The sequence below is a fragment of the Citrobacter sp. C6_1 genome (assembly GCF_014596835.2).
In the GTDB taxonomy this organism is placed as follows: Bacteria; Pseudomonadota; Gammaproteobacteria; order Enterobacterales; family Enterobacteriaceae; genus Citrobacter; species Citrobacter pasteurii.
This window is the reverse complement of sequence record NZ_CP115031.1, coordinates 2,566,508-2,585,716: the sequence shown is the minus strand read 5'-3', so window position 1 is coordinate 2,585,716 and position 19,209 is coordinate 2,566,508. Positions and strand designations below refer to the sequence as shown.

Genomic DNA, 19,209 nt, shown 5'->3' with positions numbered 1-19,209 from the left:
CTGCCGGATAACAGAAGTGCTGTCTCCGGCGTACAACAGGCGATACGTGTTAGCCGTAACGGAAATCCACACCAAATGTCCCAGCCGGGTATTCCCATTGTTCGAGGATAGTGGAACCGCACAGCACCCGGCAGGTACCACATTCCAGGCAGCCTGCGGAATCAAAATGAATATTTCCACTTTCGTCCTGTTTATACAGTCCAGCGGGGCAGGCATTCAGCAGTTTGCGAAATTCTGTCATGTCAGGATGTTCGGCAAGGATGATGTGCGGATGCCCCTCATCGACATTGAATTTGTTAACGCCCAGTTTGACGTCAACATTTACGGTGTTGTCCTGACTCATAGTGCGGTTGCTCCCTTGATGCCGTCTTTCAGTAAATTTATCAGCCCAATCTGCTTCGCGTGGGATAAAATGGTCTTGCGAATTGGCTGGTTTGGACTGCCATCAACGGTGAACATATCGCTCATGATATCGGCCACCATACGGGGATACTGGGTGAACAGGCGTGGGTTTTCCATCAACGCGGGGATCTTACGGAAATGCTGTAAATCACGCATCACACAACCCTGTGCAAGGGTGCGTTTGTAGTCCATCAGGCTGTTGGCTGAATAATCCTGGCGTTCTTTTGCCGCAATGGCCGTCTGTGCTGCGGCTTCTGCGGAGGCTATCGCCAAATCCATGCCACGCACGGTGTAGCCCAGGTTCAGACAAAAACCGGCGGCATCGCCGACGATCATCACCCCGTCATCAACCAGCTTCGGTACCATCGCCAGGCCGCCTTCCGGCACCATGTGCGCGGAATACTCCAGCAATTCACCGTCGGCGATCAGTGGGCGAATAGTGGGGTGCTGTTTAAAATCTTCCAGCATTTGCGGAATGCTTTTTGTCGCATGCCCGATATCGCCCAGACCACATACCAGTCCCAGAGAAACGGAGTCTTTGTTGGTGTACAGGAAACCTCCGCCCATCAGGCCATTAGATGGCGAACCGGCAAACAACCAGGCGGCACCTTCATTTCCTGATAGATTAAAACGATCTGCAATGACTGCTGGCGGCAGGCCGATCAGTTCTTTCACGCCAACGGCATAATGATGTGCTGAAGAGGGCGGTACCATTCCCAGTGAACGTCCCAGCATGGAATTGACACCATCAGCAAGGATAACGATATTGGCCTCCAGGATATCGTCACCCGCCTGCACGCCAGTGACTTTGTTGCCTTCCCGGATCAGGGAATCGACGCGAACGCCCGGAATAAACTGAGCCCCGGCCTGTTCAGCTTTTTCCATCAACCAGGGATCGAGTCTGTTGCGCAATACGGTATAGGAGTCCTGCGCTGGGGTATTTTCTTTTTCACGATGGAAATCTAGGGTGACAGCACTTTCTTCAGTCAGGAAAGAGATTTTTTCGCGGGTCACTTTCCGTTCGACAGGGGCCTCCTCTGCAAAGCCGGGCATAATGTGCTCCAGGCTATGCGTGTAGAGTCGTCCTCCGGTCATGTTTTTGCTGCCAGCACTGTTTCCGCGCTCAATAACCAGCACGTCCAGCCCAGCCTGGGCCATCACGTAACCTGCTACCGCACCCGCCACGCCAGCACCGACCACAATGGCATCAAATTTTTCATCTGACATGTTCTTTGCTCCTTTCCCGCCGCGAATGCAGCGGGATATGTGCGTTAAATGTGGCCGTTAGCGACTGAGCTGTTCGATAAGGGTCGGGACGACTTTGTAAATGTCACCAACCAGACCGTAATCGGCGTAGTTGAAGATCGGGGCTTTTTTATCTTTATTGATGGCGACGATGATCTTCGCGCCGTTCCCGCCGACCATATGTTGAATTTGCCCTGAGATGCCCAGTGTCAGGTACAAATCTGATTTCAATAGCACCCCGGAAACGCCAATATAGCGTTCGCGCTCCATCCAGTTTTCACCTTCGGCAATAGGGCGTGAACAACCCACTTCGGCACCCAGAACGGCGGCAAGATTGCGTACCATCTGCAGATCGCTCTCGGCCACCAGGCCACGACCGACGCCAACCACACGTTTAGCTTTGCTGAGATCCACGCTGCTGAGGGATTTGGCCCGACGTTCCTGGCAAACAATCTCATGAAGTGGTGTGATATACGGTGCTGAGACGACAGGGCAAGTGTGCGCAGGATGGGCTTCTACTGGTTCAAACATGCCAGGGGCAAGCGTGATAATCGCCAGCGCGCTATTCAGTTTTTCTTTACCGAATGCCAGGCCGCCATACATACGGTGTTCTGCAAACAGCGCACCTGCATCGAGAGTGACCGATGTGGCGTCGTTTACCATCGCCGCATTGAGTTGCATGCTTAACCGCGCGCCCAGTGATTTTGCGCGTTTAGACGCAGGCATCAGCAACAGGCCGGTGTGCGCTTGCAGTAAGGCTGAGACAGTCTCGGCGTAGTTTTCAACACGCTGCAGTCCACTGGCGTGTTCGAGCACGATGATGTCATCGGCACCCAGCGCTTTCAGCTGATCGGCCTGTTCGTTGCCCTGCACAATAAGGTGTACCTGCTCGCCCCACTGGCGGGCACCGGTCATTAATTCCGCATAGCGTTCTACGTTATCGCTAAACACCCATACGTTGGCTAATTTACTCATGATGATTGTTCTCCGTTGGGCTTAGTTCAGGGCTTTTTTCAGATGTTCGGCCAGTTCGGCAATGGCTTCTGCTGAGTCATTTTCCAGAATGATGTGCTTACGTTCGGTCTGTGGTGGAACGCTAAGGCTGACTAATTCCGCCAGCGGTGACGCTGGCGTCCAGCCAATATCGCTGGCCTGCCAGTGGGTGACGGTTTTTTTGCCGGCACCAAGAATGGCTTTCATTGACGGAATCCGCGGTGTATTGATATCTGAGGTTACGCACAGCACGGCGGGGAGCGGCAGTTTAATCACTTCAACTTCGTCTTCCAGTGTACGTTCAACCACAATGCGCTCGCCGTTACGTTGGATGTGGCTTACCGCGTTAATCACGGGAAGCTGCAGGAGCTCACCAACCAGTAAACCGACCTGTTGTGCGTAGACATCACCGGACCCTTCCCCGAACAGCATCAGATCGAATTCAATTTTTTTAGCCGCACAAGCCAGTGCCTGGGCGGTATCGCGCGGCAGCGCGTGCTCCAGTTGTGGATCCTGCACCATAAACAGGCTATCCGGACCGCGGGACAGCACGTCTTTACGTACTTTAGAGTTTTGCAACAAGGAGCCGCCCACCGTTAAGGCGACAATCTCATCGCCTTCAGCGGTAAGTTGTGTGGCGGCTTCAATCGCATTCAGATCAAATTGACTGATTTTGGCATCGGCCCGATCAAAGTTAAGCGAGCGCTCTGGGGTAACAACAATGTCCTGTTCTTCAGGCACCAACTTAAAGCAGGTTATTATTTTCATGGCATCTCCAGTGAGTCACGTTCGGATAATGACGGTGCGCGTCATTATCGGCAGTAGGGAAAATTTGACTGAAAATAGTGTGCGGCAGAGTGGAGCCTGTTTTCGACGGGGCAATCTGTTTTCATTCCCAACAATCTTGCAGAAAAATATGCAACGGAGATGCGGGGGTTCTAAGCGAGGGGTAAAGATTGTGTACGCGAGATTACACAGTGAAAACAGTAAATGAGGGTGTAATTGAGAAACGCATCCTATTTTTAAGCGATATTTGCCCGCATTTGTTTCTGATATGTAAATTGTTAATGTTGAATTAATAACATTTATTCTTTTCAATTAGGATAAAACGTAAATAACGCATGCTAACAGCGTTCTTGAGCAAGAAGTGTCATCTTGCAGATGGCGCAAATAATTTTGTTTCGCTTGGACAGAATATCGTTGTATAACGTGGTTAATCGTTATCATTTAACACTATTAATTTTCCGCATATTTACCATCTAAAGGTGGAGGCTGTCATGTATCAACGATGTTTTGATAATGCCATGGAAACCCTTTTTGAGCAGGGGAAGACCCCCAGATTTTCGCGATTCGTCATCAGTGATGATCCTAACTGGGAGTCTGGTCACCATGTTCATGACAATGAAACAGAGCTTATCTATGTCAAAAAAGGTGTCGCGCGATTAATCATTGATTCTTCACTGTACGTCGCTCACGCCGGGGATATTGTGGTGATAGAACAAGGGCGGTTACATACCGTCGCCTCGGATAGCAGCGCGCCTGCCACGACCTACACCTGTGCACTGGATGGTTTTCGTTTCAATGGTTGGCAGGACAATCAGTTGTTGCAGTTACATTCGTGTCCGGTCATCAGCGTCAGCCAGGGAAAGGAGGTTATTAAGAGTATTTTTAATGAACTGAGTATTATGATACCGCAGTGTAAAAATAATCTGTCATCCTCTGCCTATGATGCCTTTGCCTACGCATTAACCGTCTTGTATTACGAAAACTTTAAAAATGCTTATCGTTCGGAGCAGGGGTATATTAAAAAAGACGTGTTAATTAAAGATGTTCTGGTGTATTTGAATAACAACTTTCGCGAAAAAATCACACTTGATCAGTTGTCTAAAAAATTTCGAGCCAGTGTGAGTTATATCTGTCACGAATTCACTAAAGAATATCGTATTTCGCCGATTAATTATGTTATTCAACGGCGGATGACGGAGGCAAAATTTTCGCTGACGAATACGGAGGCGTCGTTAGCGGAAATCTCGTGGCGGGTAGGGTATGAAAATGTTGATCACTTTGCCAAACTCTTTCAGCGACACGTAGGCTGTACTCCCAGCGATTATCGTAAGCAGTTTAAAAATAATCTGACTGAGCAGGACTGCCTGCAGCCGGAAGTCTGATTTTCTGGCGTAAGTCCGGATAGCGTTTATCCGCTATCCGGATGACAGAACGGCTTACTTGTTTTGATAATCTTTCAGGATCTGACGTCCGGCGACGTAGATCATGATTTCATCGGTGCCACCGCCAATGCGTTCGCAGCGCACATCACGCCAGAACCGGGATACACGGGCTTCATCGGTATAACCCAGACCACCCATTATCTGAATTGCGTCGTCGATAACTTCCATCGCTGTGCGCGCACAGTACAGTTTTGCCAGCGCCGCACTGGTACGCAGTGATTGTTCCTGATCGGCCTGCCAGGCGACTTTCAATACCATATTGCGCATGTTTTCGATTTTAACCGCCATCAGCGCCAGTTTTTCCTGGATCATCTGGTTATGACCAATCGGTTTGCCAAAGGCGATACGCTGGTTGGCGTAACGTGCGGCATCCTCGAAAGCGCATTCGGCAAAGCCGGTGCTGCGTGCTGCGTTGATCAATCGCTCCATTTCGAAATTGTACATCACGTTGAGGAAGCCCATACCCTCTTCGCCGACCATATCACTTTCGTCAACTTCAACGTCATCAAGATAGACTTCGCAGGTACTTAACATGTGCCAGCCGATTTTGTGCAGCGGATTAACTTTGATGCCGGGTTTCTTCGAATCCACCCACCACAGGGTAAAGGCTTTCTTCGGATCTTTCGGCTCGGGATCGCGAGCCAGGACCAGCATATACGGGTACTCTTTGGCACCGGTAATAAAGGTTTTTTGCCCGTTAAGGTACACCTTGCCGTTTTTGCGGGTGTAGCTGGTGGTGGCGCTGTTGTTATCTGAGCCAGCTCCCGGTTCGGTTAACGCCAGCGCATAGGCCGGATCGCCCGTTTCCATGGTGCTTTCAGCGGTTTTACGTAGTTGCTCCGCGGAGCCAAAACGGCGCATACTGTGGATACACTGACCGTTAGTGATCAGAAAGGCAGGCGCACCACATTTTGAGACCTCCATCAGCGCCAGCATTTGCGTGACGTAATCTGCCGGAATGCCACCGAACTCTTCCGGAACGCCCAGCATCGAAATGCCGTTATCCGCAAGCGCGCGCATAAATTCTTTAGGGTAGGTGGAGGTTTGATCGCAGGTGCGGAAATATTCTTCCGGGAAATTACTGGTGATCAGTTCCCGAATGCTGGCAAGCAGCAGTTCTTGTTCTTCAGTTAATGAAAAGTCCATCAGGGTACTCCTTTTAATTGGTGGCGTCGGGCAAAACAAAACCCATCGTGGCATCGATAAATAATCTTTCGTCCATCAGTTTCAGGTCTGGAGAAATAACGGGGGTGAATTCCATTTTGTCCAAAATGTCTTCTTGTACAGAAACACCTGGGGCAATTTCCACTAAATGGAGACCATCTTCTTTTAACGTAAATACGGCGCGCTCGGTGATGTAACGCACATCCAGTCCACGTTCGAGGGCAATTTTTCCACTGAAGGTAATTTCAGGTAATTCGCTAACGAATTTCTTCACCCGACCTTCCTGCACGATATTCAATTTGCCGTTGGCAACATCTGTTTTCAGACTTCCGGCTGTCAGGGTGCCGCAGAAAATAATTTTCTTCGAGGTGGCGCTTATATCAATAAAACCGCCAGTGCCCATGATCTTGCCATTGAATTTATGCACACCGACGTTGCCGTGCTGATCGACTTCGGCGAAACTTAAATAGCACACATCCAGGCCGCCACCGTGGTAGAAGTCAAACTGGGAGGTCATGTCCAGAATAGCGCGGGTGTTGACGTTGGCTCCAAAAGCGATGCCCTGCGAGGTAATACCGCCGATTGGCCCGGTTTCAACCGTCAGTATGAAATCATCGGCGCAGCCTTCTTCACGCGCGACGAGACCAATACCATCGGCAATTCCAACGCCAACGTTACCCACTGCACCTTTGCGCATTTCGAACAGCGCACGTCTGGCTACCAGTTTACGTTGGTTAAGCGGTAGGGCAGTTTGCAGGCTGTCATCAAGGATGAAATCGCCTGAAATAAAGCGGTTAACCGGCGCTCCGGCATACAGCTGAGTCTGTTCAGGATCGATAACGACGATATCCACCAGATAGCCAGGGATCCGCACGGCTTTAGGGTGCAGTGTGGCTTTCTTCACCATTTTTTGTACCTGCATCATGACGATGCCGCCGTTGTTATGCACGGCCTGCGCGATGACCAGCGCATCGAGATACATCACTTCATCTTCAAAGGTGGCGTAGCCTTCGCTATCACAGGTGGTGGCGCGAATAAAGGCGATATTCGGCGCAATGGCTTTGTAGTAGAGATACTCTCTGTTATCAATTTCTACCAGTTTGATTAGATCCTCGGTGGTCACTTCATTGAGTTTGCCACCTTGTTGGCGGGGATCGACAAACGTGCCAATACCGATATCACTCAAAATACCTGGCTGATGGGCCGCAGAGGCTCGCAGGGTTTGAGTTAATACGCCTTGTGGATAGTTGTAGGCGGCAATTTTATTTTGTTCCGCAAGGTCGGATATACGTGGGGATTGTCCCCAGTGACCGCACAACGCCCATTTAACTAAACCTTCCTGTGCCAATGGACTAATACCCCGGTCTGCGCGGTCGCCCAGTCCTGTCGGGCTAATTAGCGACAAATTACGTGGGGATTGGCAATTTTTATATTTCTCGGCTAATGCATTAATTAATGTTGTGGCTTCAAGTATCCCACCGCCAGCGCCTAATACGCAGAGGGTGGCTTCATCCGGAATATAATCAATTGCGTCAGCTGCAGATAATACCGGTACCCGACCATTTAGACGTGTTGGTCTTGAAAGTTTCATATAAACTCCAGGTTATATTCGTGCGAATGCCTATCGCTATATTCGGTAATAGTGTTTTGTGCTATTTGAAAATATTTAATCGTCTGCCAGATATTCGTGGTAAAACGAATATCTGGGGCAGGGCATTATTTATTGCAATTTAAAAATATTCGGCTATTAAGCCTGGTGTAATATTGTCAGAACGGTGCGTAGATCGGTTACGGAGATTTGTCCTGGGGCCGAGGCTTTTTTCACCGCACCAAACGTCGCCGCTGAGCCGAAAACTTCGCCGGACAGTCGTGAGATCACACCGGTTTTCGCCATTGACATGGTAATAATTGGGCGGTCGGCGTAGCGTTCCTGCATCTCCAGCGTTGCGCTAAGCAATGTCAGCACATCCGTTTTGCTTTGCGGCATCAACGCGATTTTGGGAATATCTGCACCAAGTTCCTGCATTTTACGCAGTCGCTGGACAATATCATCGGCCGCAGGTGTCTTGTGAAAATCATGGTTCGACATAATAACGAAGACATTTTTCGCGTGCGCATGCTCGACGGTTGCTTTAACCAGGTCATCACCGGTGAAAAGCTCCAGGTCGATCATATCCACCAGACCGCTGTCCACTGCTGCGCGGTTTAATGCAATATAGTTTTCGACGGACAGCGCCTGTTCACCCCCTTCCTGTGCACTACGGAAGGTGAACAGCAACGGTTTATCCGCCATCACATCACGGATCGCACGTGCGGCTTCCAGTACTGCGTCAATGGAAGCGACATCTGCGAAATGGTCAACACGCCATTCCAGGATGTCGAAATCCGCTTCGCGATAGGCCAGTGCTTCGCTTTTTACCGTTGAGATGTCTTTACCCATCAGTGAGACAATGATCTTCGGCGCACCCTCGCCAATCACGAGGTTTCTTACGGTTACGGTTTTCATTGATTACCCTTTAACTATTCACAAATACTGCCCATCAGGCTGCAAAACCCATAACCTGTTTGACATACTCCAGCGGGAAATCTTTCCCGGTCCAGAGCTTGAACTGCTCAGCCCCTTGCCACAACAACATGCCGTAACCATCAATCGTTTTGCAACCGGCATGTTGTGCTTGTTGCAACAACCTGGTCATATGCGGGTTATACACACATTCGGTCACCAGCAGTTCCGGGCGAAGCAGGGAAACGTCAGTCACAATAGATTCGTTATCCAGCGGTTTCATGCCGACTTTCGTGCCGTTGGTCAAAATATCCGCGCTGGCGAGTGCCTCGGCAAAAGCCTGGCGATCGGCAAGGTCGATCACGGTGACAACGCAGTCGGTGTTTTCATTAACACGTTTAGCGAATGCCTGCGCCTTTGCAAAGAACTCATCTTTACGGTTAAAGATCTTAATTTCTTTGATGCCTTCAATGGCTGCCTGAGCGCCAATGGCTGTAGACGCGCCGCCCGCGCCCAACAGTACCATGGTTTTACCTTTAATATCGAAGCCGCTTTCTTTAATCGCGCGAATATGACCGGTGCCGTCGGTGTTGTAACCACGCAGGTAGCCATCATCATTAACGATGGTGTTGATTGCGCCAACCAGTTTGGCGGCAGGTGTTAATTCATCAACGTATTCACAGGCCAGCTGTTTATTGGGCATGGAAACCCCGGTGCCGCGCATTTTTAACGCTTTTAAACCGGCAATTGCATTAGCAAATGTTGAGTTATCGACTTCAAATGCCATGTAGGTAAAAGGCAGACCCGCTTTTTCTAATGCTTTATTTTGCATTTCAGGGGACAGACTGTGTCTGATAGGGTAGGCCATCAGACCAATCAGTTCATATTTTGCAGTTACGTCCATTTGATACTCCTTCTAAACAATTTATTGAAAATAACGTTCGCCCAACCGCACATCATTTTGGGGGATATTAAATACGCGGTAATAGCGAATAAAGACGATGATGGCGGTGGTGAATGCCAGCAGAGCAAATGCAAGGTCCAGCAAAATGATGTATTGCAGGCCGATGTTAGAAAGGTATCCGGTGATCAGTGGGATAATAAAGTTGGCTACACCACCCATCATCATATAAACACTGGTGACTTTGGCTTTGCTCTTCGGGAAAAACTCCGACATCACTGAGACACCGAGCTGTAAAATACCGCCAGCAGCAGAGAAGCCAATCAGAAACGATCCTGCGTTACAAACCAGTGGAGAGGGATACAAATAAATGACCGCAGCGGTAATGCTTGCCAGACCAGCATTAAAAACGTTAGCCCAAATGGGGCGAACCATTTTCTTCAGGAGGGCTGCGAAGATGAATACGCAGACCAGCGATCCCATGCTGTAGTAAGAGATGGTTTTTAGTGCGTCAGTTTCTGCCATACCAGCAAATGCCATAGCATATTTCGGCATCCAGACCACGATGACATAAAAGGTTGAGAATGCGGCAACCCCAAACAGCACGGAAGCGACACCTTCCAACCAGACCAGGGGTTTACTGTTCATTTGTGGCAGATCTTTGGCGAGACCCGCGTCCACCATCTGGCTGGGAAAGCGACTTTTTAACAGCATCAGGGTGATGATCACGAACAGTACACCCGGGATGATGACCGCATAGCCGTACCAGACATGGTTGAGCAGCATGGTACTGACGATGATGGGGTAAATCATCTGGCCAAACGACACCATGGCTTTAACCAAAATAACCGCCGAGCCGGATGCTTTAGGGAAACATTCCATTAACGCCGGATAACCGCCGGTATCCAGCGCTGAATTTGCTACGCCGACGCATACCGCCAGAATAAAGGCAATCATCAGATTGGGGCTGGCGGGAATACCGAAGAAGAACAGCATATATAGAATAACGCCTAACAAAATGATAGCCCGACGACCGAACTTATCTGAGAGAACGCCAAAGAATAGAATACTGACCAGTCGACCAAGACCAATACCGGAAATTAGATAGGCAATCCCTGCATTATCGGTTGAAAATTTTTCAGCCAGGGATGTCATGTTTTGCGCCAGTGTGATGACGCTAATACCGTGTAAAAAATAACTTAAATAAATACAGGTTATCGCCAGAAGAAATGGCGTGTTAAAGGTCTTTTTCTGAGACATTTTTTCACAACTCCTTGCGGATTTTAAAATTATTCTGTGCTCGTCGGTGTAGTTTAAATTTCGGCGACCTTGTGATTAATATACCGGGCAGTAGTTATTGTACCTACATAGCATGGCGTTTAAATTACCAGGTATATTGCATATCAAACTGTGAAACCTAATTCGTCAGACCGACGTTTTGCCGTTATTTTAATAATCCGTCAAATTATTTTGCAGAAGAGGGGAACAATATTGCATCCGCGTTATTGTGCGAGTGGTGCCATGTTTAACTGACGCTTTGCTGCAAGCCGGCTGCGATAACCAATAAACAGTGCCAACAGGAAACCGAGCGCAGCGATACCCGCATCAAACCACATGATGTGCGCAATACTGGTTTCGGAGAGCCTGGCGGTTATCAGTGGGATCGTGAAGGTCGCGATACTGCCCGCGCTGTAGTAAATACCGGTAGCTTTACCTTTCGCCTGCGGAAAGCGAGCGGCCATTAGCGTTAGACCGATTTGCACGACGCCTCCGGCTGATGAGAACCCGATGACAAAGGCGAATGTAATCACGACCCAGGTCGTTGGATGCAGGCAAACCGCCAGCAGCGCGACAAAGGAGATAAAGGTGTACAGCATCAACAGAGACGTTGCACGACCTGCTTTTCTCGCCAGAGGAGCAGTAATGAATACGCACAGCAGCGAACCGCAGGTGTAAATACTTAATAGCTTGATAGATAACGTATACGGCATATCAGCGACAAACTGACCATACTGTGCCAGCCACTGGCTAACCAGATAAAATGTGGCCATCGAGATATAGCCATACAGGGTGTAACTCCCCAGATCGAGAAGGGAACAACGATGCCCCGGATGAATAGGTTCCTGTAAAGCGGATGATGGCGTGATGGAATGCTTCGGCCCCGGATGTGCAGGGAAACGGCAGCGGAACAAAAATATGCCGTTGACCGCCATAATTCCCGCCGCCAGCAAGAAGGACCAGCCAAACCAGAGTTCAGCCCACACCAGCAGGCTGATAACCATCGGCAACAGAAATTGGCCGCTGGACACAAAGGCTTTAATCAGGATATTGGCGGTGCTGGGCGAGCGGGGGAAAGCTTCCATCAGGCTGGGGTAGGTTCCGGCATCAAGAAAACTGTTTGCCATTCCCGCTAAAAAACCAAAGGCGTAGGCAATCACAATGCTGTGAGTATTGATGATGCCAAAAAAGAAGATGAGGTAGCAGATCATGCCAAAAATGATAAACGGTCTGCGGCCATAGCGATCGGAGAGCATGCCTGCAACTAATAAGACGCTTAACCGACCGATACCAAGGGAGGAGATGACAATCGACACCCCCGCTGCATTGGTTTGCCACTGCTGTTCAAGTGAGGACATATTGAGGGACATCAGAATGACCCCCATACCGTGTACCAGGTAATTAAGGTACAGCCCTATCGCAGTGGAGAAATAGGTATTTTTCATAATGTGTTACTCAGCGAAGAGGCTAAATGGATATTGTTTTTTGTGTCGCGTAGGGCGTGTTAGCCTAAATAGTATGCAGACTGCGCATGAGCGAGGGCATAATGTCGGGGGCCCGTGTTGCAACGTAGTGGTGGCGTGATGACCGCCTAACACAAACGCTCGAGGTTGTGTGCATAGAGCTCCACTGCAGCAGATTGGTAGATTTTCCAGTCGAGAAAATGGTCGTGGTGATAAACTGCCTGAAAAGAAACCAGATCGGGGAAAAAACGCATTGTGTTATTACCAATACGATTATTTATTTTTTCGATGATCGCGTTAATTCTTAACTTTCTCTTTGCTTTCATTTCTGCACAAATGCGCGCGATGTTTTCCGGGATTTCTTTTTCCCCACTTTCCCATTGTTGCCAGGCAACAATGTCGCCATCACGCGCGATATACGCGGCGCTTTCTTCCACCGTCATAGCAAAAATATGGCGGATAGCCTGCAATTCTAATGCGTTCATTATTTCATCACTTCATAAAAGACGGTGGAATAGTAATAGCATTGTTGTGGATATTTCGGCTTGAAGAGAGTCACAGTATCTTGTGCAATATTATTTGTTATTAATCTGTGAAGTTGGTGCATTTGGCGTGAGAGTGAAATAAAACAATTGGCTAGCTGATGTGATGTAGGTCGTTAGGGGACGTGGAAATGCAGGACAAAAAAAAGCCCATCGTGGGAGATGGGCAAAGACTACACACAGCAATTCGTTGTTTCACTCAGGGGATTTCCATGCTTATAAATCAAAGTGTTGATCTAAAGCCTTGGGGTAATAGTAGGCATGCTGGTTTTTCACGTCGATCAGATTCATCCCAATAGTTTAAAAACTGTAAAGAATTTGCGACATAAATGAGTACTCCCACAGCGCTGGGATTGGGTTTCGTTCGGGGAGCTGTGATGTGTTTATCAGCAATATTAAACAATCAGGCGGCAATGTTGCCGCCTGATGCTGTATTACTTATTACTTTCGATTTCAGCGATTTCTTCGAGGATTTGTTCCGGGTCAGTGCCCGGTGCAGGGGCTTCATTGACCCATGCGGAGAACAGGCGCCATGAAACAGCCAGTACCACTGGGCCGATAAACAGACCAATCATACCGAATGCAATCAACCCACCGATAACCCCGGAAAGAATAAGGATCAGCGGCAAATCAGCCCCCATACGAATCAGCATGGGACGAATAACGTTATCCAGTGTTCCGACCACGCCACTCCACACCAACAGCACCGTGCCCCAGGTAGAATCACCTGTCCAGTAAAGCCAGATAATGGCCGGAATCAGCACCGGTAAAGGCCCCAGTTGCACCAGACAGGAGAGGATCATCAACACCGCCAGTAGCGTAGCGTAAGGTACCCCCGTTACCGCCAGACCAATACCCCCGAGGACGGCCTGCACCAGCGCGGTGACGACCACGCCTAATGCAACCGCACGAATGGCCTGTGCTGCCAACAGGATTGCAGCGTCACCGCGTTTCGATGCAAGACGGCAGGCGAAGTGGCGAATGCCTAGCGCCACCTGCTCACCGCGCCAGTACAGCAGGGCGCTGAATAGCAACATCAAGCCACAGTGCATCATAAAGCGGCCAATATGCGCGGCCTGACCAACAAACCAGGTGGTTGTGGTACCGATATAGGGACGAACCTTAGCCATGATAGCCGAACCGCCCATATCCAACAGGCTGTGCCATGCGCCATAGAGTTTGGCACCCACCAGAGGAATACTGTTTAACCACGTCAGATCCGGCAGCGTCATATCACCGGCGGTCACTGCATGGATCAGAGGACCACTGCCATCAACGATGCTGTTGACCAACAGGGCGATAGGAATAATGAATAACAGAACTAACAACAGGGTCATCACCAGCACGGCGAGTGAACGGCGTCCCCACAGCAATTTTTGTATACGTATCAGGATGGGCCAGGTCGCAATGACCACCGTACCTGCCCAGGCAAAACCGAGAATAAAGGGTTGCACAATCCAGAGACAGGCCACAATCATGATGGCTAAAAACAGCACCGATAGCAGCACTTGTGCAATATCCCTGGGCTGACGGAAATTTACCATAAATACTTTTCACCTTTGTCTTTGCGTCAGAACGTTGACGCGACGTGAACACGTTAATCACACTCTATAATGATGAGCAATTTCAGCGGTTTTGAACAGGCGGATTCTGCCTGTAAATCTGCTGAGCGTATTAGAAAAAAATGTGATACAACAAACAAAGCAACACGCAAACGATTAAATTCACAACACAGACCGCAGGAAAGGGTCACTATAATGATTCCACAAATTTCTCAGGCGCCAGGTGTCGTTCAACTGGTGCTCAATTTTTTGCAGGCGCTGGAGCAGCAAGGGTTCACGGGCGATACGGCAACGAGCTATGCCGATCGTCTGACAATGTCGACGGATAACAGTATCTATCAGCTTCTGCCTGATGCCGTGGTTTTCCCTCGTTCGACGGCTGATGTGGCGCTTATCGCCCGGCTGGCGTCAGAACCGCTCTTTTCGTCGTTGATTTTTACCCCTCGCGGCGGCGGCACAGGCACCAATGGGCAGGCGCTTAATCAGGGCATTATTGTTGATATGTCCCGTTACATGAGCCGCATCATTGAAATCAATGTGCAGGAAGGTTGGGTGCGGGTAGAGGCGGGGGTGATAAAAGATCAGCTTAACCAATATCTGAAACCCTACGGCTATTTCTTTGCGCCTGAATTGTCCACCAGTAATCGGGCGACGTTGGGGGGAATGATCAACACCGACGCTTCCGGGCAAGGTTCGCTGGTCTACGGTAAAACCTCCGATCACGTGCTGGGTATTCGCGCGGTATTGATGGGCGGGGATATTCTCGATACCCAGCCGATGCCGGTTGAATTTGCCGAAATGCTCGGTAAAAACAATACGGCGATTGGGCGCATCTATAAGACGGTTTATGAACGGTGTCGTGAGAACCGACAGTTGATCATTGACAAGTTTCCAAAGCTCAATCGCTTTTTAACCGGCTACGACCTGCGGCACGTCTTCAATGATGAGATGACCGAGTTTGATTTAACCCGCATCCTTACGGGTTCCGAAGGTACGCTGGCATTTATCACCGAAGCCCGCCTTGATATCACGCCGCTGCCTAAAGTTCGGCGACTGGTCAACGTCAAATACGATTCGTTTGACTCTGCATTGCGTAATGCGCCAGTGATGGTGGAAGCGCGCGCGCTGTCGGTCGAAACCGTCGATTCAAAAGTGCTTAATCTGGCGCGTGAAGATATTGTCTGGCACTCCGTCAGCGAATTGATTACCGATGTCCCGGATAAAGAGATGCTCGGGCTGAATATCGTCGAGTTTGCTGGTGACGATGAAGCATTAATTGATTCTCAGGTCAGTGCGCTGTGTGAACGTCTGGACGGGCTAATTGCCCGGCAGGAAGCCGGCGTAATTGGCTGGCAGCTGTGTACCGAACTAGCTGGTGTCGAGCGCATCTACGCCATGCGGAAAAAGGCCGTTGGTCTGCTGGGTAATGCCAAAGGCTCTGCGAAGCCGATTCCGTTTGCCGAAGATACCTGCGTACCGCCGGAACACCTGGCCGACTATATTGCCGAGTTCCGTGCGCTACTCGATAGTCATGGCCTGAGCTATGGCATGTTTGGTCACGTGGATGCCGGGGTGCTGCACGTCAGACCCGCGCTGGATATGTGCGATCCGCAACAAGAAGTGCTGATGAAGCGCATCTCTGATGATGTGGTGGCGCTGACGGCCAAATACGGTGGTCTGCTATGGGGCGAACACGGGAAAGGTTTCCGTGCTGAGTACAGCCCGGCGTTCTTTGGCAAGGAACTGTATCGCGAACTGCGCAAAGTGAAGTCGGTGTTTGATCCGCAAAACCGGCTCAATCCGGGGAAGATTTGCCCTCCGGAAGCCATCGATGCGCCAATGATGAAAGTGGATGCGGTTAAACGTGGGACTTACGATCGTCAAATCCCGCTGGCCGTTCGCCAGGAGTGGCGTGGGGCAATGGAGTGTAACGGCAACGGGTTATGCTTTAACTTCGATGCCAAAAGCCCGATGTGTCCTTCGATGAAAATTAGCCTCAATCGCATTCACTCGCCAAAAGGGCGGGCAACGCTGGTACGGGAATGGTTGCGTCTGTTGGCCGATCGTGGGATCGACCCCGTGAAACTGGAAAAAGAGTTGCCAGAAAAACGTGCCAGTTTACGTACGCTAATCGCCCGAACCCGGAACAGCTGGCATGCACGTAAGGGCGAATATGATTTCTCGCATGAAGTGAAAGAGGCGATGTCCGGGTGTTTGGCATGTAAAGCCTGTTCTACGCAGTGCCCGATAAAAATTGACGTTCCGGAATTCCGCTCGCGCTTTCTGCAGCTGTATCACACGCGCTATCTGCGCCCGCTCCGCGATCACATGGTCGCCACCGTTGAGAGTTATGCACCGCTGATGGCGCGCGCACCTAAAACGTTCAACTTTTTCATCAATCAACCACTGGTACGTAATCTGGCTAAAAAACACATCGGCATGGTGGATTTGCCGCTGTTGTCTGCGCCATCATTACAACGACAGCTGGTCGGGCATCGTTCGGCCAATATGACGCTGGAACAGCTTGAAGCTCTCAGCAAGGAGCAAAAAGCACGTACGGTGCTGGTGGTGCAGGACCCGTTCACCAGCTATTACGATGCACAGGTAGTGGCTGATTTCATCCGACTGGTAGAAAAATTGGGTTTGCAGCCGGTGCTGTTGCCATTCTCGCCTAACGGCAAAGCGCAGCATATAAAGGGCTTTTTAAACCGGTTTGCGAAAACGGCGAAAAAGACCGCTGAATTCCTCAACCGGGTGGCAAAGCTGAATATCCCGATGGTCGGTGTCGATCCGGCGCTGGTGCTATGTTATCGCGATGAATACACGCTGGCGCTCGGCGAGCAGCGCGGTGATTTCCATGTCTTACTGGTCAATGAGTGGTTATCGGCTGTACTGGCGTCACAACCGCCGGTCGCTATCGGTGGTGAACCGTGGTACTTCTTCGGGCACTGTACCGAAGTGACCGCTCTGCCGGGAGCGCCTGCACAGTGGGCCGCGATTTTTGCCCGTTTTGGCGCAAAGTTGGAAAATGTCAGCGTGGGGTGCTGTGGGATGGCGGGTACCTATGGCCACGAAGTGAAGAATCACCAGAACTCTTTAGGGATCTATGAGTTATCATGGCACCAGGCAATGCAACGATTGCCACGTAACCGTTGTCTGGCTGCCGGGTATTCATGTCGCAGCCAGGTTAAACGCGTAGAAGGCACGGGCGTTCGCCACCCATTACAGGCATTACTGGAGATTATAGGATGATCTGGAAACGTGAAGTCACACTCGAGGCGCTCAACGCCATGGGTGAAGGAAATATGGTAGGGCTGCTCGATATTCGTTTTGTGCATATCGGCGACAATACTCTGGAAGCCACAATGCCTGTGGACCATCGCACCAAACAACCCTTTGGTTTGCTGCACGGCGGGGCGTCTGTCGTGCTGGCTGAGAGCATTGGCTCGGTGGCTGGATACCTGTGTACGATGGGCACTCAAAAAGTGGTGGGCCTTGAGATTAACGCCAACCACGTTCGTTCTGCACGTGAAGGGCTCGTCAGAGGGGTGTGCAGCCCTGTGCATACCGGTTCACGTCATCAGGTGTGGCAAATCGAGATCTTCGATGAGCAGGGTCGGTTATGCTGCACCTCGCGACTGACGACCGCTATTTTGTGATGCATGTTGAGTTTGGTCATTATCTGCGCAGGTAATGGTGTTATACTGTGCAGGTTCTGAACACAAGCGAGGATGATATGTCTACCCAATTAGACCCGGCCCAACTGGCAATAGAATTTTTACGTCGTGATAAAACCGATCTTTCACCGGCTCAGTACCTGAAAAGATTGAAACAATTAGAGCTGGAGTTTGCCGATTTATTAACGCTCTCTTCGACTGAACTGAAAGAAGAGATCTATTTTGCCTGGCGCCTGGGCGTTCATTGATTCCGGTATGCCTGTCGTAATAAAAACCCCGACACATGTTCGGGGTTATTTTTTGCCTTAAATCTTGTTTACCACTTCATCTCACCGGTATTCACTTTCGCACTCAGTTCCAGAGAGCTTTCGTCTGCAAGGCCCGGCCATGCCGCGGTCATGGTTTTAATCACATAATCCGAACCTTTCTTCGCCTCTAATGCCTGCTCAAACGACTGCAAATAATCCTGAGTGAAGCGAATCGCTTTATCACCCGCCGGGCGTTCACCAATATAATGACCCGGGACCACCTGGGTGGGCTGTAAGCTCTGCATTTCGCTCAGTACGTTACGCCATGCACTACGCTGTTCTGCAGACTGAGTATCTGCCGTCCAGACGTGTATACCGGAAGCCACGCCTGTGCCGCCAATAATGGCCCGATTCGCCGGGATCCAGACATACGCCGCATAGTCATTAGGATGGCGTAATTCCAGCGTTTCGCCATCAACCGTAAATTGTGTTTGCGTGGTGGCCTGCGGTACGGTGAGCGATGTTGGCGCGCCATCTTTCATCTGTGGGCCCCAGAACTGTAATTTGGCTTCTTTGGTGGCACGAATATGATCCACCACGTGCGGCGTAGCCAGCACGTTGACGCCGGGGAAGGCTTTGACGAGTGGCTCAAGGCCAAAATAGAAATCCGGATCGCCAGACGTGATCACAATGGCTTTCAGCGTCTTACCGCTGGAGCGAATCATCTGCACCAGCTTTTCGCCATCTTTGGTGCTGAACTGGGCGTCAAACAAAATCGCCTCTTTGGGGCCAGACACCAGCGTCGAAGAGACCGGGAAAATACCCTTCTCCTGCGGATTATAGACATCCAGCTGTAGTGGAGCGGCAAATGCCGAAGAGGCAAACAGGGGTAACAGCATAGCCAGTGTATTGATTTTCATAACGGGGAACCTTGTGCAGGATATTGTCTTTTGATCGTTCCCGTATTTTAAGGAAATTCGGATCTGTTAGAATTCCCATATCA

At 50.1% G+C, this 19,209-nt stretch carries 17 protein-coding genes and 1 other RNA gene; 4 read left to right on the top strand and 14 right to left on the bottom strand.

Annotation, left to right across the window (positions count from 1 at the left end; all coding sequences use genetic code 11):
* Nucleotides 1–49: 49 nt before the first annotated feature.
* Genes IB196_RS12610 through IB196_RS12595 form a run of 4 tightly spaced genes read right to left on the bottom strand, consistent with a single transcriptional unit; the run spans nt 50 to nt 3,408 of the window.
* On the bottom strand, nt 50–343 hold the full coding sequence (locus IB196_RS12610; protein WP_005120280.1) for a hypothetical protein: 294 nt from the start codon (nt 341–343) through the stop codon (nt 50–52).
* Nucleotides 340–1,629: an FAD-dependent oxidoreductase gene (locus IB196_RS12605; protein ID WP_005120278.1), complete on the bottom strand. Its 1,290-nt coding sequence runs from the start codon at nt 1,627–1,629 to the stop codon at nt 340–342. Before IB196_RS12605 ends, IB196_RS12610 begins: the two co-directional genes overlap by 4 nt.
* A 57-nt stretch (nt 1,630–1,686) precedes the next feature.
* Nucleotides 1,687–2,622, bottom strand: coding sequence for an electron transfer flavoprotein subunit alpha (locus IB196_RS12600; protein WP_005120276.1), 936 nt, complete (start codon nt 2,620–2,622; stop codon nt 1,687–1,689).
* A 21-nt stretch (nt 2,623–2,643) separates the two neighbouring features.
* Nucleotides 2,644–3,408 carry an electron transfer flavoprotein gene (locus IB196_RS12595; RefSeq protein ID WP_188232112.1) on the bottom strand — a complete coding sequence of 255 codons (765 nt, stop codon included), beginning with the start codon at nt 3,406–3,408 and terminating at the stop codon, nt 2,644–2,646.
* 509 nt (nt 3,409–3,917) lie between these two features.
* On the opposite strand from IB196_RS12595, the gene IB196_RS12590 reads away from it, so the two are divergent.
* On the top strand, nt 3,918–4,808 hold the full coding sequence (locus IB196_RS12590; RefSeq protein ID WP_005120270.1) for an AraC family transcriptional regulator: 891 nt from the start codon (nt 3,918–3,920) through the stop codon (nt 4,806–4,808).
* A gap of 54 nt (nt 4,809–4,862) precedes the next feature.
* Here IB196_RS12590 and IB196_RS12585 read toward each other — a convergent pair whose 3' ends face one another.
* The 9 genes from IB196_RS12585 to ydiK all read right to left on the bottom strand — a co-directional run bounded on the left by IB196_RS12585 (nt 4,863) and on the right by ydiK (nt 14,263).
* Entirely contained in the window at nt 4,863–6,014 is a 1,152-nt protein-coding gene (locus IB196_RS12585) for an acyl-CoA dehydrogenase (RefSeq protein ID WP_040233722.1), read from the bottom strand.
* 13 nt (nt 6,015–6,027) lie between these two features.
* The gene (locus tag IB196_RS12580; RefSeq protein WP_005120264.1) at nt 6,028–7,623 is read right to left on the bottom strand and encodes an acyl CoA:acetate/3-ketoacid CoA transferase; all 1,596 of its coding nucleotides are present in this window, start codon (nt 7,621–7,623) and stop codon (nt 6,028–6,030) included.
* A 156-nt stretch (nt 7,624–7,779) separates the two neighbouring features.
* Nucleotides 7,780–8,538, bottom strand: a complete 759-nt coding sequence (gene aroD / locus IB196_RS12575) for a type I 3-dehydroquinate dehydratase (protein WP_005120262.1) — start codon at nt 8,536–8,538, stop codon at nt 7,780–7,782.
* 34 nt (nt 8,539–8,572) lie between these two features.
* Nucleotides 8,573–9,439 carry a quinate/shikimate dehydrogenase gene (gene ydiB / locus IB196_RS12570; RefSeq protein ID WP_005120260.1) on the bottom strand — a complete coding sequence of 289 codons (867 nt, stop codon included), beginning with the start codon at nt 9,437–9,439 and terminating at the stop codon, nt 8,573–8,575.
* Between the two features lie 21 nt (nt 9,440–9,460).
* Entirely contained in the window at nt 9,461–10,696 is a 1,236-nt protein-coding gene (locus IB196_RS12565; RefSeq protein ID WP_005120258.1) for an MFS transporter, read from the bottom strand.
* A gap of 242 nt (nt 10,697–10,938) precedes the next feature.
* Nucleotides 10,939–12,159, bottom strand: coding sequence for an MFS transporter (locus tag IB196_RS12560; protein WP_005120257.1), 1,221 nt, complete (start codon nt 12,157–12,159; stop codon nt 10,939–10,941).
* A 146-nt stretch (nt 12,160–12,305) separates the two neighbouring features.
* On the bottom strand, nt 12,306–12,662 hold the full coding sequence (locus IB196_RS12555; protein WP_005120255.1) for a YdiL family protein: 357 nt from the start codon (nt 12,660–12,662) through the stop codon (nt 12,306–12,308).
* A gap of 195 nt (nt 12,663–12,857) precedes the next feature.
* Nucleotides 12,858–12,965, bottom strand: an RNA gene (rprA, locus tag IB196_RS12550) — antisense sRNA RprA.
* Nucleotides 12,966–13,153: 188 nt separating this feature from the next.
* Nucleotides 13,154–14,263 carry an AI-2E family transporter YdiK gene (ydiK, locus tag IB196_RS12545; RefSeq protein WP_040233726.1) on the bottom strand — a complete coding sequence of 370 codons (1,110 nt, stop codon included), beginning with the start codon at nt 14,261–14,263 and terminating at the stop codon, nt 13,154–13,156.
* A gap of 213 nt (nt 14,264–14,476) precedes the next feature.
* Between ydiK and IB196_RS12540 the strand changes: the two genes are divergently transcribed.
* The 3 genes from IB196_RS12540 (at nt 14,477) to IB196_RS12530 (ending at nt 18,206) form a co-directional block, all read left to right on the top strand.
* Nucleotides 14,477–17,533, top strand: coding sequence for an FAD-binding and (Fe-S)-binding domain-containing protein (locus IB196_RS12540; protein WP_005120252.1), 3,057 nt, complete (start codon nt 14,477–14,479; stop codon nt 17,531–17,533).
* A complete protein-coding gene (gene menI / locus IB196_RS12535; protein ID WP_005120251.1) occupies nt 17,530–17,940 on the top strand; it encodes a 1,4-dihydroxy-2-naphthoyl-CoA hydrolase in 411 nt (136 codons plus the stop codon). The genes IB196_RS12540 and menI overlap by 4 nt, the downstream gene beginning before the upstream one ends.
* Nucleotides 17,941–18,017: 77 nt before the next feature.
* A complete protein-coding gene (locus IB196_RS12530; RefSeq protein ID WP_005120249.1) occupies nt 18,018–18,206 on the top strand; it encodes a YdiH family protein in 189 nt (62 codons plus the stop codon).
* A gap of 68 nt (nt 18,207–18,274) precedes the next feature.
* On the opposite strand, the gene IB196_RS12525 is transcribed toward IB196_RS12530, so the two are convergent.
* Nucleotides 18,275–19,126 carry a Vmh family MBL fold metallo-hydrolase gene (locus IB196_RS12525; protein WP_155020988.1) on the bottom strand — a complete coding sequence of 284 codons (852 nt, stop codon included), beginning with the start codon at nt 19,124–19,126 and terminating at the stop codon, nt 18,275–18,277.
* Nucleotides 19,127–19,209 lie beyond the last annotated feature (83 nt).

Excerpts from the sequence above, each read along its gene's own strand:
- IB196_RS12610 (WP_005120280.1), bottom strand. The coding sequence starts at position 343 with ATGAGTCAGGACAACACCGTAAATGTTGACGTCAAACTGGGCGTTAAC.
- IB196_RS12605 (WP_005120278.1), bottom strand. The coding sequence starts at position 1,629 with ATGTCAGATGAAAAATTTGATGCCATTGTGGTCGGTGCTGGCGTGGCG.
- IB196_RS12600 (WP_005120276.1), bottom strand. The coding sequence starts at position 2,622 with ATGAGTAAATTAGCCAACGTATGGGTGTTTAGCGATAACGTAGAACGC.
- IB196_RS12595 (WP_188232112.1), bottom strand. The coding sequence starts at position 3,408 with ATGAAAATAATAACCTGCTTTAAGTTGGTGCCTGAAGAACAGGACATT.
- IB196_RS12590 (WP_005120270.1), top strand. The coding sequence starts at position 3,918 with ATGTATCAACGATGTTTTGATAATGCCATGGAAACCCTTTTTGAGCAG.
- IB196_RS12585 (WP_040233722.1), bottom strand. The coding sequence starts at position 6,014 with ATGGACTTTTCATTAACTGAAGAACAAGAACTGCTGCTTGCCAGCATT.
- IB196_RS12580 (WP_005120264.1), bottom strand. The coding sequence starts at position 7,623 with ATGAAACTTTCAAGACCAACACGTCTAAATGGTCGGGTACCGGTATTA.
- aroD (WP_005120262.1), bottom strand. The coding sequence starts at position 8,538 with ATGAAAACCGTAACCGTAAGAAACCTCGTGATTGGCGAGGGTGCGCCG.
- ydiB (WP_005120260.1), bottom strand. The coding sequence starts at position 9,439 with ATGGACGTAACTGCAAAATATGAACTGATTGGTCTGATGGCCTACCCT.
- IB196_RS12565 (WP_005120258.1), bottom strand. The coding sequence starts at position 10,696 with ATGTCTCAGAAAAAGACCTTTAACACGCCATTTCTTCTGGCGATAACC.
- IB196_RS12560 (WP_005120257.1), bottom strand. The coding sequence starts at position 12,159 with ATGAAAAATACCTATTTCTCCACTGCGATAGGGCTGTACCTTAATTAC.
- IB196_RS12555 (WP_005120255.1), bottom strand. The coding sequence starts at position 12,662 with ATGAACGCATTAGAATTGCAGGCTATCCGCCATATTTTTGCTATGACG.
- ydiK (WP_040233726.1), bottom strand. The coding sequence starts at position 14,263 with ATGGTAAATTTCCGTCAGCCCAGGGATATTGCACAAGTGCTGCTATCG.
- IB196_RS12540 (WP_005120252.1), top strand. The coding sequence starts at position 14,477 with ATGATTCCACAAATTTCTCAGGCGCCAGGTGTCGTTCAACTGGTGCTC.
- menI (WP_005120251.1), top strand. The coding sequence starts at position 17,530 with ATGATCTGGAAACGTGAAGTCACACTCGAGGCGCTCAACGCCATGGGT.
- IB196_RS12530 (WP_005120249.1), top strand. The coding sequence starts at position 18,018 with ATGTCTACCCAATTAGACCCGGCCCAACTGGCAATAGAATTTTTACGT.
- IB196_RS12525 (WP_155020988.1), bottom strand. The coding sequence starts at position 19,126 with ATGAAAATCAATACACTGGCTATGCTGTTACCCCTGTTTGCCTCTTCG.